Origin of the sequence: Streptomyces sp. NPDC058678, from assembly GCF_042714835.1 — a bacterium.
In the GTDB taxonomy this organism is placed as follows: domain Bacteria; phylum Actinomycetota; class Actinomycetes; order Streptomycetales; family Streptomycetaceae; genus Streptomyces.
This window is the reverse complement of the sequence record NZ_JBHXSG010000019.1, coordinates 1-14,973: the sequence shown is the minus strand read 5'-3', so window position 1 is coordinate 14,973 and position 14,973 is coordinate 1. Positions and strand designations below refer to the sequence as shown.

The 14,973-nt window shown below is 69.3% G+C and carries 13 protein-coding genes; all 13 read right to left on the bottom strand.

What is annotated here, in order from left to right:
- Window positions 1-12: 12 nt before the first annotated feature.
- Window positions 13-297, bottom strand: coding sequence for a YggT family protein (locus ACFWWR_RS18905; protein WP_033318070.1), 285 nt, complete (start codon window positions 295-297; stop codon window positions 13-15).
- Between the two features lie 71 nt (window positions 298-368).
- Window positions 369-1,028, bottom strand: coding sequence for a cell division protein SepF (locus ACFWWR_RS18900; protein WP_383860322.1), 660 nt, complete (start codon window positions 1,026-1,028; stop codon window positions 369-371).
- A gap of 129 nt (window positions 1,029-1,157) precedes the next feature.
- Window positions 1,158-1,877: a YggS family pyridoxal phosphate-dependent enzyme gene (locus ACFWWR_RS18895; RefSeq protein ID WP_383860319.1), complete on the bottom strand. Its 720-nt coding sequence runs from the start codon at window positions 1,875-1,877 to the stop codon at window positions 1,158-1,160.
- 5 nt (window positions 1,878-1,882) lie between these two features.
- On the bottom strand, window positions 1,883-2,593 hold the full coding sequence (gene pgeF, locus ACFWWR_RS18890) for a peptidoglycan editing factor PgeF (RefSeq protein ID WP_384304317.1): 711 nt from the start codon (window positions 2,591-2,593) through the stop codon (window positions 1,883-1,885).
- A gap of 26 nt (window positions 2,594-2,619) precedes the next feature.
- Entirely contained in the window at window positions 2,620-3,822 is a 1,203-nt protein-coding gene (gene ftsZ / locus ACFWWR_RS18885; RefSeq protein WP_383860313.1) for a cell division protein FtsZ, read from the bottom strand.
- Between the two features lie 281 nt (window positions 3,823-4,103).
- Window positions 4,104-4,898, bottom strand: a complete 795-nt coding sequence (locus ACFWWR_RS18880; RefSeq protein WP_383860310.1) for a cell division protein FtsQ/DivIB — start codon at window positions 4,896-4,898, stop codon at window positions 4,104-4,106.
- 38 nt (window positions 4,899-4,936) lie between these two features.
- Window positions 4,937-6,034 carry an undecaprenyldiphospho-muramoylpentapeptide beta-N-acetylglucosaminyltransferase gene (murG, locus tag ACFWWR_RS18875; protein WP_383860307.1) on the bottom strand — a complete coding sequence of 366 codons (1,098 nt, stop codon included), beginning with the start codon at window positions 6,032-6,034 and terminating at the stop codon, window positions 4,937-4,939.
- Window positions 6,035-6,040: 6 nt separating this feature from the next.
- The gene (gene ftsW / locus ACFWWR_RS18870) at window positions 6,041-7,396 is read right to left on the bottom strand and encodes a putative lipid II flippase FtsW (RefSeq protein WP_383860303.1); all 1,356 of its coding nucleotides are present in this window, start codon (window positions 7,394-7,396) and stop codon (window positions 6,041-6,043) included.
- Window positions 7,397-7,463: 67 nt separating this feature from the next.
- On the bottom strand, window positions 7,464-8,882 hold the full coding sequence (gene murD / locus ACFWWR_RS18865; RefSeq protein WP_383860300.1) for a UDP-N-acetylmuramoyl-L-alanine--D-glutamate ligase: 1,419 nt from the start codon (window positions 8,880-8,882) through the stop codon (window positions 7,464-7,466).
- The gene (mraY, locus tag ACFWWR_RS18860; protein WP_383860815.1) at window positions 8,864-9,934 is read right to left on the bottom strand and encodes a phospho-N-acetylmuramoyl-pentapeptide-transferase; all 1,071 of its coding nucleotides are present in this window, start codon (window positions 9,932-9,934) and stop codon (window positions 8,864-8,866) included. The genes murD and mraY overlap by 19 nt, the downstream gene beginning before the upstream one ends.
- Window positions 9,934-11,349 carry a UDP-N-acetylmuramoyl-tripeptide--D-alanyl-D-alanine ligase gene (gene murF / locus ACFWWR_RS18855; protein WP_383860297.1) on the bottom strand — a complete coding sequence of 472 codons (1,416 nt, stop codon included), beginning with the start codon at window positions 11,347-11,349 and terminating at the stop codon, window positions 9,934-9,936. Before murF ends, mraY begins: the two co-directional genes overlap by 1 nt.
- Before the next feature lie 4 nt (window positions 11,350-11,353).
- The gene (locus tag ACFWWR_RS18850) at window positions 11,354-12,883 is read right to left on the bottom strand and encodes a UDP-N-acetylmuramoyl-L-alanyl-D-glutamate--2,6-diaminopimelate ligase (protein ID WP_383860294.1); all 1,530 of its coding nucleotides are present in this window, start codon (window positions 12,881-12,883) and stop codon (window positions 11,354-11,356) included.
- A 173-nt stretch (window positions 12,884-13,056) separates the two neighbouring features.
- The coding region (locus tag ACFWWR_RS18845; RefSeq protein ID WP_384304315.1) for a peptidoglycan D,D-transpeptidase FtsI family protein at window positions 13,057-14,973 on the bottom strand (1,917 nt) is incomplete at its 5' end.

The window sequence follows — 14,973 nt, the reverse complement described above, 5'->3', positions numbered from 1 at the left end:
AGACCGTATCGTTCACAGCCGGCTCACGACGGAGATCAGGATGTAGACGATGATCATCAGTACGAAGAAGGACAGGTCGAGCGCCACGCCCCCGAGACGCAGCGGCGGAATGAACCGCCGCAGAAGCTTGAGCGGTGGATCAGTGACAGTGTAGGTGGCCTCCAGAACGACCACCATCGCCTTGCCGGGTTGCCACGAGCGGGCGAACTGGAAGACGTAGTCCATGACCAACCGGAAGATCAGCACGATGAGGAAGCACATCAGCGCGATGTAGACGACATCCAGAACCACGCTCATTGCCTGCGCTTCCCTCTCCCCTGATCCGTACTGCTGGGTCCTACTTGTACTGCCGTTTCCGGTCCTGCGTCTCAGCTCTGGTTGAAGAACCCGCCCTCTGCGATGCGGGCCTTGTCCTCCGCCGTGACATCGACGTTAGCAGGCGACAACAGGAACACCTTCTGCGTCACCCGCTCGATGCTGCCGTGAAGACCAAACACCAAACCGGCCGCAAAGTCGACAAGTCGCTTCGCGTCCGTGTCATCCATCTCAGTCAGATTCATGATCACCGGGGTGCCCTCACGGAAGTGTTCCCCGATGGTACGGGCCTCGTTGTAGGTCCGGGGGTGAAGTGTGGTGATCCGGTAAGGCTCTCGTTCCGACACGACCTTGGGCATGATCACCGGTGCGTTCTTCTCCAGGCTTGCGCGTTCTTGTGTGATGGATGCCACGGGCGCGATACGCGCCGGACGCCCGGATTCCGCGCCTAGCGAAGCGGATCGGGGCAGCGGGTCGCGTGACACCGGAGGCTGCACCATTCGCACCGGTTCGTCCCTTTCAGGCTGATGTGCCTGGTGGGACTGGTGCGAGCCGTGCGACTGGTGCGACAGCTCATGCCGTCGCCGGTCCCGCTCGGGCTCCGGATCCAGCTCGGGTTCGAAGTCGTCGTCGGGATCAAAACCGCGGCCGTCGTACCCATCGTCCTCCACGAGGCCGAGGTAGACCGCCATCTTGCGCATCGCGCCGGCCATTCTCTGAGTCCTCCGCTCTGTGGTGGATCGGCTGACGACTGCCAAGTGCCCGCGATCCACGAGGTCGTTATGCCCGCTATGCTGCGGTAATGACCATATTTTCTGCTGTGGTCCGACTTCCTGGCGACGTTACCCGAGCCTGGGGCGTACTCCGAGTACCGCGGTACCGACGCGTACATGTGTCGCCCCGGCCGCCACGGCCTGTTCGAGGTCCGCACTCATCCCTGCGGAGACCATGTTCGCAGCCGGATGCGCCCGGCGCAGGTCGGTCGACAAATCCATCAACCGCTCGAACGCCGCCTGTTCGCGCCCCGCGTACTCCCCGGTGAGCGGAGCGACGGTCATCAGCCCGTCGAGCCGCAGCCCCGAAGCGTCGGCGACGAGGTCGGCCAACTCCTGGATCCCGCCAGGTCCTACGCCACCCCGCTCCCCTCTCCCGCTCGCTCCCGCGTCGAGCGCCACCTGGATCAGGCAGCCCACTTCGCGCCCGACCCGCACGGCCTCCTTCGACAGGGCCGTCACCAGCTTGGAACGATCGACGGACTGCACGATATCCGCGTAACCGACCACAGATCGCACCTTGTTGGTCTGCAACTGACCGACGAAATGCCATTCAAGGGGCAAGTCCGCGCATTCCGCAGCCTTGGGTGCCGCGTCCTGGTCGCGGTTCTCGGCGACATGACGCACACCGAGTTCCGAAAGCATCCGCACATCACTCGCGGGATAGGTCTTGGTGACCACGATCAGCGTGACTTCCTCACGCCCCCGCCCGGCGGCCGCACACGCGGCGCCGATGCGCTCCTCCACCTTCGCCAGGTTTCCGGCGAGTTCGTCCTGACGGTTCGTCATGCCCCTCAGTCCAACCACACATATCCCGCGAGTCGCCCCGTGGTGCGATCGCGGCGGTACGAGAAGTGGTCCCCCGACTCCAGCGTGCACACCGGCGACTGCTCCCGGTCGTGCACCCCGAGCCGCTCGAGCTGCGCGTGCACTCCGGCGGTCACGTCGACCGCGGGCGTACCCCAGCTCGTCTCGGCGTGCGCCGCCGGTTCGACGGCGGCCACCTCGGCACGCATGGCGTCCGGCACTTCGTAGCACCGGCCGCAGACCGCGGGTCCGGTGCGGGCGACGATCCGGGACGGTTCGGCACCGAGTTCGGTCATGGCCCGTACGGCGGCGGGGACGACCCCGGCGATCATGCCGGGCCGGCCCGCGTGGGCCGCGGCGGCGACCTTGGCGACCGGGTCGGCGAGCAGAACGGGAGTGCAGTCGGCGGTGAGGACGGCGAGGGCGAGTCCGCGCCGGGCGGTGACGACCGCGTCCACCGAGGGGATCCGCGAAGCGGAACCCCAGGGTCGGTCCACCACGACCACGTCGGCCCCGTGCACCTGGTTCATCCAGACCACCTGAGCCGCGTCCAGCCCCAGGGACTTGGCGGCCAGTTCACGGTTGGTCCGTACGGCCTCGGGATCGTCGCCGACCGCTCCGCCGAGGTTGAGCTCCTCGTACGGAACGGCGCTCACCCCGCCCCACCTGTCGGTGAAGGCGAAGTGCGCGCCGTTCACAGTGCTCGTTCCGGAGCGCTGGTCTATCACTTCAGGAAGTCCGGCACGTCCAGTTCCTCGGCCGCGCTGTCCGAGTAGGACCGCGACGGCGGGACCGGCGGGGAGACCGGAAGGTCGGCCACCGGCTCGGGCGCCTGCTCCGACTCCTCCTTCGGCGTGACACTGCCGAGCGAGCCGAAGGACGGGCGGCTCTCGGTCTGCCGTACCGGAGTGGGCTCCTCACGGCGGCCCGAGGTCGACGACGAGGCCGAACCGAGGACGTTGTCCCGGCGGGCCGGCGGCTGGCCGCCGTCGAAGCCGGCCGCGATCACGGTGACCCGGACCTCGTCGCCGAGGGCGTCGTCGATGACCGCGCCGAAGATGATGTTGGCCTCGGGGTGGGCGGCCTCGCTCACCAGCTGGGCGGCCTCGTTGATCTCGAACAGGCCGAGGTCGGAACCGCCGGAGATGGAGAGGAGCACACCGCGGGCGCCGTCGATGGACGCCTCCAGCAGCGGCGAGGAGATCGCCATCTCGGCCGCGGCCACCGCACGGTCGTCGCCACGGGCCGAGCCGATGCCCATGAGGGCCGAGCCGGCCTCGGACATGACCGACTTGACGTCGGCGAAGTCGAGGTTGATCAGGCCGGGCGTGGTGATGAGGTCGGTGATGCCCTGGACACCGGAGAGCAGGACCTGGTCCGCCGACTTGAAGGCGTCGAGGACCGAGACCTGGCGGTCCGAGATGGACAGCAGCCGGTCGTTCGGGATGACGATGAGGGTGTCGACCTCTTCGCGGAGTTCGGCGATGCCGTCCTCGGCCTGGTTGGCGCGGCGCCGTCCCTCGAAGGTGAACGGACGCGTGACCACGCCGATGGTGAGGGCGCCCAGGGTGCGTGCGATGTTGGCCACGACGGGTGCGCCGCCGGTGCCTGTGCCGCCACCTTCACCGGCCGTCACGAAGACCATGTCGGCCCCCTTGAGGACCTCCTCGATCTCCTCTCGGTGGTCCTCGGCGGCCTTGCGGCCCACGGCCGGGTTGGCTCCGGCGCCGAGTCCGCGGGTGAGTTCGCGGCCGACGTCGAGTTTGACGTCGGCGTCGCTCATCAACAGCGCCTGTGCGTCGGTGTTGATGGCGATGAACTCGACGCCCTTGAGACCGACCTCGATCATCCGGTTGATGGCATTGACACCACCGCCGCCGACACCGATGACTTTGATGACTGCGAGGTAGTTCTGCGGTGCTGCCACGTCGAAGGCCTCTCGCCTCGAGTTACGTGTCGCCGCCTCACGGGCCTTGCCGCGGTCCGACGACTGATGCCGATTTGGGACGGTCCGTATCGCCGACCCGAACCCTAACGTTGAAGTTTAGGGTTACCAGTGTGTCTGTTCCCTGGAGTCTTCTGAACAGGACACTAAGTCGACAAGTGGCGCACGTTCAACGAACACGCCGAACCTCCCGTTTTTCTTTTCACCCTATGTGATCAGCCATAGCGCTGCCCAACCAGGGTGCTGGCCTGCGCGGATGTGCGTCAACTCCCCGATGACGCGGGCGCCGTGGGAACGCTGACGTCGAAGAACCGCGCCTCAGGAGAGGCTTTCATGAGAGCCGTGAGCGTACGGGCCTTCGCGGCCCCCTTCTCGCTGCTCCCCCAGGCGACGGTCCGCCCGTCGCTCAACTCCAGTGAGATGTCGTCGTACGAACGCACCTTGAGGGTCTCAGTCCGATGCGCGACGGCGGCCGGAATGGCACGGGCGACGCTGACCGCCTCCCGCAGCAATCGGCCCTCGCCGAATCGGCGCAGGCTCGCGGCGCGCGAGCCCGGCTGAGACAGCGTCAATTCCAGTGCGGGCACGCCTTTCGGGGCCTCGGAAACCGTGGCGAATCGGACACCTTCCTCGTCCACTTCGACAAAGTTTCCGCCCTTTTGGACAAGCAGAACCGGAGTACGCTCAGTCACTTTCAGCCCGATTTCGTGGGGCCAGGAACGCACTACGTCAACCACGTCAATTCGGGGCAATTTCCGGCGCAGTCGTGCCTCGATCGCATCGGTGTCGACGGAAATCAGGGGCGATCCGACCGGCACATCGGCGGCCTCTCGGACCTGCGCGGGCGTCAGAACCCTTGTCCCGGCGACCGATACCTGCTCCACGCGCAGCCAGTTCGAGCCGTACAGGACCCAGACGGATCCGGCACCGGCGAGCACCAGCGCGACGGCGAGAATGATGATCGTACGAAGGCGGGGGGTGGCGATCCTCCGGACAGGCGGCGGGCCGGACGACTCCTGCTGGCGTTCACCGCGCTCGGCGGTCGTCGATCCGGCCACGCTCCCTGCCTTCCGGTCATACGGGCCTCGGTACAGTCCTATCGGCGTGCACGGTTGGCGGCGATCGCCTCGTACACCATGCCGACGAGCAGGTCGTCGGCGTCCCGGCGGCCGAACTCACCGGCGGAACGGGACATCTGGTACAGCCGGTGCGGGTCGGCGAGCACGGGCAGCACGTTCTGCTGCACCCACTCGGGCGTCAGGTCCGCGTCGTCCACCAGGAGTCCGCCGCCGGCCTTGACCACCGGCTGGGCGTTCAGCCGCTGTTCACCGTTGCCGATGGGCAGCGGGACATAGGCGGCCGGGAGTCCGACGGCGGAGAGTTCGGCGACGGTCATCGCGCCCGCGCGGCAGAGCATCATGTCGGCCGCGGCGTACGCGAGGTCCATCCGGTCCACGTACGGTACCGGGATGTACGGGGGCATCCCCGGCATCTGGTGCACCTGCGGCAGTTCGTTCTTCGGGCCGACCGCGTGAAGGATCTGAATCCCGGCCTGCTGGAGGTACGGCGCGACCTGCTGGACCACCTCGTTGAGCCGACGCGCACCCTGCGAGCCGCCGGAGACCAGCAGCGTCGGCAGGTTCGGGTCGAGCCCGAAGGCGGCGCGGGCCTCGGGGCGCATGGCCGCCCGGTCGAGGGTGGCGATGGAGCGGCGCAGCGGGATGCCGATGTAGCGGGCGTCGCGCAGCTTGCTGTCCGGGGTGGAGACGGCCACCTTGGCCGCGTACCGGGAGCCGATCTTGTTGGCGAGGCCGGGTCGGGCGTTGGCCTCGTGGATGATGATCGGCACGCCGAGGCGCTTGGCGGCGAGGTAGCCGGGCAGGGCCACGTACCCGCCGAAGCCGACGACGGCGTCCGCCTTGGTGCGCTCCAGGATCTGCTCGGCGGCCTTGATCGTGCCGCGCAGCCGGCCCGGGACGGTGATCAGCTCGGGGGTCGGCTTGCGTGGCAGCGGTACCGCGGGGATCAGCGCGAGGTCATAGCCCCGCTCCGGTACGAGCCGGGTCTCCAGACCGCGCTCCGTGCCCAGGGCCGTGATTCCCACGGTCGGGTCCTGCCTGCGCAGGGCGTCCGCGAGGGCGAGCGCGGGCTCGATGTGGCCGGCGGTCCCCCCACCGGCGAGTACGACATGCACCGAAATTCACCGCTCTCCGGACGAACGCGCCGCCGAGGCACGCCGTCTCATCGTGTTCCATCTCCGAGGCCCCCGCACAGGGCCTCCCGCCCGCTTTCTACCAAAGCGGGGTTGCCGCATCGAAAGCGCCATCCGCGCAGCGGGATCCTCTCGCGCGAAGGCGATCAGCAACCCGATGGCGAACATGGTCGGCAGCAGGGCGGACCCTCCGTAGGAGAACAGCGGGAGGGGGACACCGGCGATCGGCAGCAGGCCGAGCACCGCACCCATGTTGATCACCGCCTGTGCGGTGATCCAGGTGGTCACACCTCCCGCGGCATACCTCACGAAGGGGTCCTCCGTGCGTCCGGCCACGCGGATACCCGCATAGCCTAGGGCCGCGAAGAGGGCGAGCACGGACAGCGTCCCCGCCAGGCCCAGTTCCTCACCGGTGACGGCGAAGATGAAGTCCGTGTGCGCTTCCGGGAGTTGGCCCCATTTTTCCACACTCGCACCGAGCCCGGAACCGAAGAGTCCACCGGAGGCCAGGGCGTAGATGCCGTGCACGGCCTGCCAGCAGTCGGCCACTCCGGACTTCGGCTCGGTGGCACCGATGCACTGCAGCCGGGCCATGCGGTTGGGGCTGGTCCTGATGAGGATCACACCCAGCGTGGCGGCGATCGACAGCACCCCGACGAACAGCCGGGTCGGCGCGCCCGCCAGCCACAGCAGCCCGAACAGGATCGCGGTGAGGATGATCGCCGTACCCATGTCACCGCCGAGCATGATCAGCCCGAGCAGCATGAAGGCGACCGGCACGAGCGGCACGAGCATGTGCTTCCACTGGGTCAACAGCTTCTTGTCCTGCTTGCGGGCGAGCAGGTCGGCACCCCACAGCACGAGGGCGAGCTTGCCGAACTCGCTGGGCTGGATCTGGAAGGAGCCGCCGAGGGAGATCCAGTTCTGGTTGCCGTTGACCGACATCCCTATCCCCGGGATCTGCACCAGGGCCATCAGGAAGACCGCGCCCGCGAGGATCGGGTAGGCGAGCGCCCGGTGCAGCTTCACCGGCATGCGGGAGGCGGCCAGCAGCAGTACCCCGCCGATGACGGCCGCGAGGAGCTGCTTGCGGAAGAAGTACGAGCCCGGCAGGGACATCTGCAGGGCGGTGATCTGGGAGGCCGAGTAGACCATCACCAGCCCGAGCACGGTGATCAGCAGACTGCCGCCGAGGATCAGGTAGTACGCGGTCAGCGGCCGGTCCCAGGCGCGGCGGGCGCGCAGGTACAGGCTGAGGATCGGGTTCTCGCGCGGTGCCCGGGGGGTGGCGGGACGTCTCACGGCCCGCCGCACGGGCGGCCGCCCGGTACGGCTACCGGGCATCGCAGACCTCACTGTACGTCGACGGTCCCACGCGTCCCTCCCAAGGTCCGCCCGGCAGGCGGCCGGGTCAGGCGCCGAGTTCGCGAACCGCCTCCGCGAACGCGTCACCGCGCTGGTTGTAGTTGGTGAACATGTCCATGGAGGCACAGGCCGGGGCCAGCAGGACCGTGTCGCCCGCGGCGGCGAGCCGCTTCGCTTCCTGGACTGCCTGGAGCATCGCCCCAGTGTCGGTCCGCTCGAGGTCGACGACGGGTACTTCCGGGGCGTGTCGCGCCAGGGCTTCGCGGATCAGCGCGCGGTCCGCGCCGATGAGGACGACCCCGCGCAGCCGCTTCGCCGCCCCCGTCACCAGCTCGTCGAAGGTCGCGCCCTTCGCGAGACCCCCAGCGATCCACACGATCGACTCGTAGGCCGCCAACGAGGCTTCTGCGGCGTGGGTGTTGGTGGCCTTGGAGTCGTCGACGTAGGCGACCTGGCCGATGTCGGCCACGTGCGCGATGCGGTGGGCGTCCGGTGTGAAGGCCCTCAGGCCGTCCCGTACGGCCGTCGCGGGCACCCCGAAGGCACGCGCGAGGGCGGCCGCCGCAAGGGCGTTGGCGATGTTGTGGGGGGCGGGCGGGTTGACGTCGGAGACCTCCGCCAGCTCCTGGGCGTTCTTGTGCCGGTCCTCCACGAAGGCGCGGTCGACCAGGATGCCGTCCACCACGCCGAGTTGGGAGGGCGCGGGCGCGCCGAGGGTGAAACCGATGGCCCGGCAGCCCTCCTCGACGTCCGCCTCGCGCACCAGGTCCTCGGTGGCCCGGTCGGCGAGGTTGTAGACGCACGCGACGCGATTGCCCTCGTAGATACGGCCCTTGTCGGCGGCGTACGCCGCCATGGAGCCGTGCCAGTCGAGGTGGTCGGGCGCCAGGTTCAGTACGGCGGCGGAGTGGGCGCGCAGCGAGGGCGCCCAGTGGAGCTGGTAGCTCGACAGCTCCACCGCGAGGACGTCGTACTGCTCCTCGCCGAGGACCGCGTCGAGGAGCGAGACGCCGATGTTGCCGACCGCCGCCGTGCGCAGGCCCGCCGCCTTCAGGATGGAGGCGAGCATCTGGACGGTCGTGGTCTTGCCGTTGGTGCCGGTGACGGCGAGCCAGGGCGCGGCGTCGGGTCCGCGCAGCCGCCAGGCGAGTTCGACGTCGCCCCAGACCGGCACGCCGGCGGCGCGTGCCGCCGCGAACAGGGGCTTGTCCGGCTTCCAGCCGGGGGCCGTGACGATGAGCTCGGTGCCCTCCGGCAGGGTCGCGCCGTCACCGAGGCGCACGGTGATGCCGAGGTCCTCCAGTTCGGCCGCCTGGGCACGGGCCCGCTCGTCGTCGCCGTCGTTGACGACCGTGACGAGAGCGCCGCGTTCGTGCAGCACCTTGGCGGCCGGGATGCCGGAGACGCCGAGCCCGGCGACGGTGACGCGCTTGCCCTGCCAGTCGGTCACTTGTCCGCCGCCCATCCCGCGTAGAACAGGCCCAGGCCGACGATCACACAGATGCCCTGGATGATCCAGAAGCGGACCACCACAAGGACTTCGGACCACCCCTTGAGTTCGAAGTGGTGCTGGAGTGGCGCCATCCGGAAGACGCGCTTGCCGGTCATGCGGAAGGAGCCGACCTGGATGACGACCGACATGGTGATGAGGACGAACAGGCCGCCGAGGAGGGCGATCAGCAGCTCGGTGCGGGAGCAGATCGCGAGACCGGCGAGCACACCGCCGAGGGCCAGCGAACCGGTGTCACCCATGAAGATCTTGGCGGGCGAGGTGTTCCACCACAGGAAGCCGAGGCATGCACCCATCAGCGCGGAGGCGATGACCGCGAGGTCGAGCGGATCGCGTACCTCGTAACAGGCGCCCGGGTTGGTCAGGCTCTCGCCGTTGGCGCAGGACTCCTGGAACTGCCAGACACCGATGAAGGTGTAGGCACCGAAGACGAGGACGGAGGCGCCTGTGGCCAGGCCGTCCAGACCGTCCGTCAGGTTCACGCCGTTCGACATCGCGAGGATCATGAACAGCGCCCAGACGACGAACAGCACCGGGCCGATCGTCCAGCCGAAGTCCGTGATGAACGACAGCTTCGTGGAGGCCGGGGTGTTGCCGCGGACGTCCGCGAACTGCAGCGAGAGCACGGCGAAGCTGATGCCCACGATCAGCTGGCCGGCCATCTTCGCCTTGGCCCTGAGGCCCAGCGAACGCCGCTTGACGATCTTGATGTAGTCGTCGAGGAAGCCGACCAGGCCCATGCCGACCATCAGGCCGAGGACGAGCAGACCGGAGTAGGTCGGGGTGTAGCCGGTGATGACCTTCGACAGGAAGTACGCGGCGACCGTCGCGAAGATGAAGGCGATACCGCCCATGGTCGGCGTACCGCGCTTGCTGCCGTGCGTGCGCGGGCCGTCGTCGCGGATGTACTGGCCGTAGCCCTTGCGGGCCAGCAGCTTGATCAGCAGCGGGGTGCCGACCAGGGTGAGGAAGAGGCCAATGACTCCTGCGAACAGGATCTGCTTCATCATCGGGCTGCGACCTCACCCTCGGCACCGGTTGCCAGCAGCGCCTCGGCGATGCTCTCCAGGCCGACCGAACGGGACGCCTTCACGAGTACGACGTCTCCCGGGCGCAACTCGCTGCGCAACAGGTCGATCGCCGCCTGTGCGTCGGACACGTGCACCGACTCCTCACCCCACGAACCCTCGTTATATGCGCCCAGTTGGAGCCAGGACGCTTCCCTGCCCCCGACCGCGACGAGCTTGCCGACATTGAGCCGGACGGCGAGCCGTCCGACCGCGTCGTGCTCGGCGAGCGCCTCGTCCCCGAGCTCGGCCATCTTGCCGAGCACCGCCCAGGTCCGCCGCCCCTTGCCCATGGCCGCGAGCGCGCGCAAAGCGGCTCGCATGGACTCGGGGTTCGCGTTGTAGGCGTCGTTGACGACCGTCACGCCGTCCGGGCGCTCGGTGACCTCCATACGCCAGCGGGAGAGGGAGCCCGCCTCGGAGAGCGCGGTGGCGATCTCTTCCGCGGACATGCCCAGCTCGTGGGCGACGGCGGCCGCGGCGAGCGCGTTCGACACGTGGTGCTCACCGTACAGGCGCATGGTCACTTCGCTTGCACCGGAGGGTGTACGAAGCAGGAAGGCGGGCTGTCCGCTGTCCGTGAGTCTCACGTTCTCGGCACGTACGTCCGCTTCGCCGGACTCTCCGAAAAGGATCACCTTCGCCTTCGTACGGGACGCCATGGCCCGTACGAGCGGATCGTCCGCGTTGAGGATCGCGGCACCGCCCTCGTCCGCTGAGGGAAGGGCCTCCACCAGCTCGCCCTTGGCCTGCGCGATCTGCTCGCGGCCGCCGAACTCGCCGATGTGGGCGGTCCCGACGTTGAGGACGAGGCCGATCTTCGGCGGCGTCAGATCGGCGAGGTAGCGGATGTGGCCGATGCCGCGGGCGCCCATCTCCAGGACGAGGAACCGCGTCTCCTCGGTGGCGCTGAGCGCGGTCAGCGGCAGCCCGATCTCGTTGTTGAGCGAGCCGGGTGTGAACACCGTCGGCGCCTTGTGCTGGAGCACCTGGGCGATCAGGTCCTTGGTGCTGGTCTTGCCGGCGGAGCCGGTGAGGGCTACGAGGGTCGCGCCGAGCCGTCGTACGACATGACGCGCGAGGGCGCCGAGAGCCGTCTGGACGTCCTCGACGACGATCGCGGGCACGCCTACGGGGCGCGACGCCAGTACGGCGACCGCGCCCGCTTCGACGACGGCCTGTGCGAAGTCGTGGCCGTCCACGCGCTCGCCGACGAAGGCGACGAAGAGGGTGCCGGGCCCGGCCTCGCGGGAGTCCCGGACGACCGGTCCGGTGACCTGCACGGACGGATCCGGTATGTCGTGCGTCTGCCCGCCGACGACTGAGGCGATCTCGGCGAGAGAGAGGGCGATCACAAGTTCATCCCTGGGTCTTCTGGATAGCTTCGCGAAGCACCTGGCGGTCGTCGAAGGGACGGACCACCCCGGCGATGTCCTGGCCCTGCTCGTGGCCCTTGCCCGCGACCAGCACGGTGTCGCCGGGCTCGGCTCGGGCGACGGCGGCGGCGATAGCGGCGGCCCGGTCCTCGAAGACCTGGACCTCGCCGCGCTCGTGCGCGGGCACGGAGGCCGCGCCCTGGAGCATCGTGGCGAGGATCGCGAGGGGGTCCTCGCCACGGGGGTTGTCGGAGGTCAGTACGGCGGTGTCGGCGAGCCGGGCCGCGGCGGCGCCCATCGGCATCCGCTTGGTCTTGTCCCGGTCGCCGCCGCAGCCGAGCACGATGTGCAGCCGGCCCTCGGTGACCTTGCGCAGGGCGCGCAGCACCGATTCGACGGCGTCCGTCTTGTGGGCGTAGTCGACGACCGCGAGGTACGGCTGTCCGGCGTCCACGTGCTCCAGTCGGCCCGGCACACCGGGCACGGCGGCGATGCCGTCGGCCGCGGCCTGCGGGTCGAGGCCGGCGGCGGCGAGGGCGACGATCGCGGCGAGGGTGTTCGCCACGTTGAAGGGGCCGGCGAGCGGCGACCTGGCCGTGATCCGCTCCCGCTCGGGGCCGATCACGGTGAACGTCGAGTCCATGGGCCCGACTTGGACGTCCTCGGCGCGCCAGTCGGCGTCCGGGTGGCCCTCGGCGGAGAAGGTGACGACCGGGACGGTGGCCTCCTTGGCCAGCCTGCGCCCGTACTCGTCGTCGAAGTTGACGACGCCGAGCCTGCTGCGTTTCGGCGTGAACAGCTGCGCCTTGGCCCGGAAGTAGTCCTCCATGTCGGAGTGGAACTCCATGTGTTCCGGGCTCAGGTTGGTGAAGACGCCGATGTCGAAGACGCAGCCGTCGACCCGGCCGAGGACCAGGGCGTGGCTGGAGACCTCCATGGCGACCGCCTCGACCCCGCGCTCGCGCATGACGGCGAACAGGGCCTGGAGGTCGGTGGCTTCGGGGGTGGTGCGCTCGGACTTGATGCGCTCGTCGCCGATGCGCATCTCCACCGTGCCGATCAGTCCGGTGGACTTGGCCGTCTTCAGACCGCCCTCGACCAGGTAGGCGGTGGTGGTCTTGCCGGAGGTGCCGGTGATGCCGATCTGGAGCAGATCAGGGCCCGGGTGGCCGTAGATCGTGGCCGCCAGTTCGCCCATCTCCGCGCGCGGGTCGTCGACGACCAGCACCGGGAGCCCGGTGGCGGCGGCCCGCTCGGCGCCCGTCGGGTCGGTCAGCACGGCGACCGCGCCGAGGCCCGCGGCCTGGGTGACGAAGTCGGCGCCGTGCAGGCGGGCCCCCGGGAGGGCGGCGTACAGGTCGCCGGGACGGACGGCACGGGAGTCGTGGGTGATGCCCGAGACTCCGGCCGCGCTCTCCGGGGCTTCCGGCTGCACGACACCCAGCTGATCGGCGAGCTCCGCGAGGGGTGTGGCGGAGATCCGGACCGGCCTGGGCGGTCCCGGATATGTCACGGGTGCGCCCTTCTGGGTGGTTTGGGACTGATCGGCGTGTGGCACGGCGGTGAGCGTACCGGGCGCACCCGCTTCGGAGCGAAGTGAGGGCACGGGCGTGCCCTGGTTGCCGGAATCGGGGGTGATCGTTGTCACGAGCTGGTTCCTGGGGGTTCCGTGCTGAACAGAGACGGTCAGGGTGTGAAGGCGACCGGAAGTTTCGCGGCCTTGGCCCCGGTGGGCGGTACCTGGAGGGTCTTCAGGGCGAACTCCATCACCTGCTTGTAGACGGGACCGCAGATCTGGCCACCGAAGTAGCTGCCCTCGGTGGCGTTCTGGATCGCGCAGTAGACGGTGACGCGAGGCTTGTCGGCGGGGGCGAATCCGGCGAAGGACGAGGTGTAGCCCTTGTACTTGCCGGTGGCCGGATCCACGCGGTTGGCCGTGCCCGTCTTGCCCGCGACCCGGTAGCCGGGGATCCGCGCCTTCGTACCGGTGCCCTCCACGTCGTCCACGACGGACTCCAGCATCCGGGCGAGGGTCTTGGCCGTCTTGGCGCTGACGACCCTTGTCTTCTTCGGCTGAGCGGCAGGGGCGAAGCGTCCGTCGGGTCCCTTCGTGCCGCGGACGAGCGTGGGTTCGACGCGGACACCGCCGTTGGCGATGGTCGAGTAGACCGACGCCGCCTGCATCGCGTTGAGGGACACGCCCTGGCCGAAAGGAATCGTGTACTGCTGCGAGGTCGACCACTTGTCGGGCCCGGCGAGGATGCCCGGCGTCTCGCCGGGGAAGCCGAGCCCGGTGTAGCTGCCCAGGCCGAACTTGCGCAGGTACGAGTAGAGGACCTGGTTGGCCTCCGCCTGCGTCTTGCCGAGCTGCCCGGTGGCCAGGATCGTGCCGATGTTGCTGGACTTGGCGAGCACGCCGTTGAGCGTGAGGTACCACGTCGGGTGGTCGATGTCGTCCTTGAAGAGCCGGTCGCCGCGGTGCAGCCGGTTGGGCACGACGACATGCGTGTCGGGCGTGGCGACGTTCTCCTCCAGTACGGCGGCCATCGACATGACCTTCGCGGTGGAGCCGGGCTCGTACGCGTCCTGGAGCGCCGCGTTGCCCATGTTGAGCCCGCTCGCCTTGGACAGGTCGTTCGGGTCGAAGCCGGGCGAGTTGGCCATGGCGAGGACCTCGCCGGTCCGGGTGTCCTGCACGATCACATAGCCGCGGTCCGCCTTGGACTTCTCGACCTGCTCGGTGATGGCGTTCTGCGCGGCCCACTGGATGTCGCGGTCGATGGTGAGCTCGACGTCGCTGCCGGGCACGGCGGGCGTCTCGGTGGAGCCCACGGTCGGCACCTGGCGGCCTCCGGACTGGGCGTAGCGGATCTTGCCGTCCTTGCCGGCCAGCAGGCCGTTCAGCTGCTGCTCGACACCGCCGCCGCCCTTGCCCTCGGCGTTGACCCAGCCCAGTATCCCGGCGGCGAGATCCCCGTTCGGGTACACGCGCTTGCTGGTGGGCACGGCCAGGACGCCCGCGAGGACGTTGACCGTGCCCGGGTCGGTCTCGGCCTTGGTGGACAGCGCGGTCTTGAGGTCCTTGATCTGCTTCCAGACCTGCGGGGTCTGCCGGTTGGCGAGCACGACGTAGCGGAGTTTCTTGTCCGCCGGCCTGAGCTTCTTGACGATCGCGTCCTGCTCCTGGCCGAGGATCGGGGCGAGCAGGGCGGCCGCCTGCTCGGGCCCGTCGTCGATCTTCAGCTGCTTACGGTTGAACAGCGTGGGGTCCGCGGTGATGTTGTACGCGTCCTCGCTGGTCGCCAGGGCCACGCCCGCGCGGTCGGTGATCCCGCCGCGCTCGGCGGCCAGGGTGTAGCCGACGTACCGGTTCTGCTCGGCCTTGGCGGCGTACGTGCTCGCGTCGACGGCCTGCACCTGGAGCAGTCGTACGACGAAGGCGATCAGTACGAGGGTCAGCGCCAGGCCGACCATGCGCAACCGGGGCCGGGGGCTGCCCAGCCGGATGACACGAGGGGCCGCGGGGCGGGGCGCCGCCGGGCGGCGGGGCGGGCGGGCGCCCGGGCCCGGGCGCCGCCGGCCGGAGGGGCGGGCAGGGCGCTC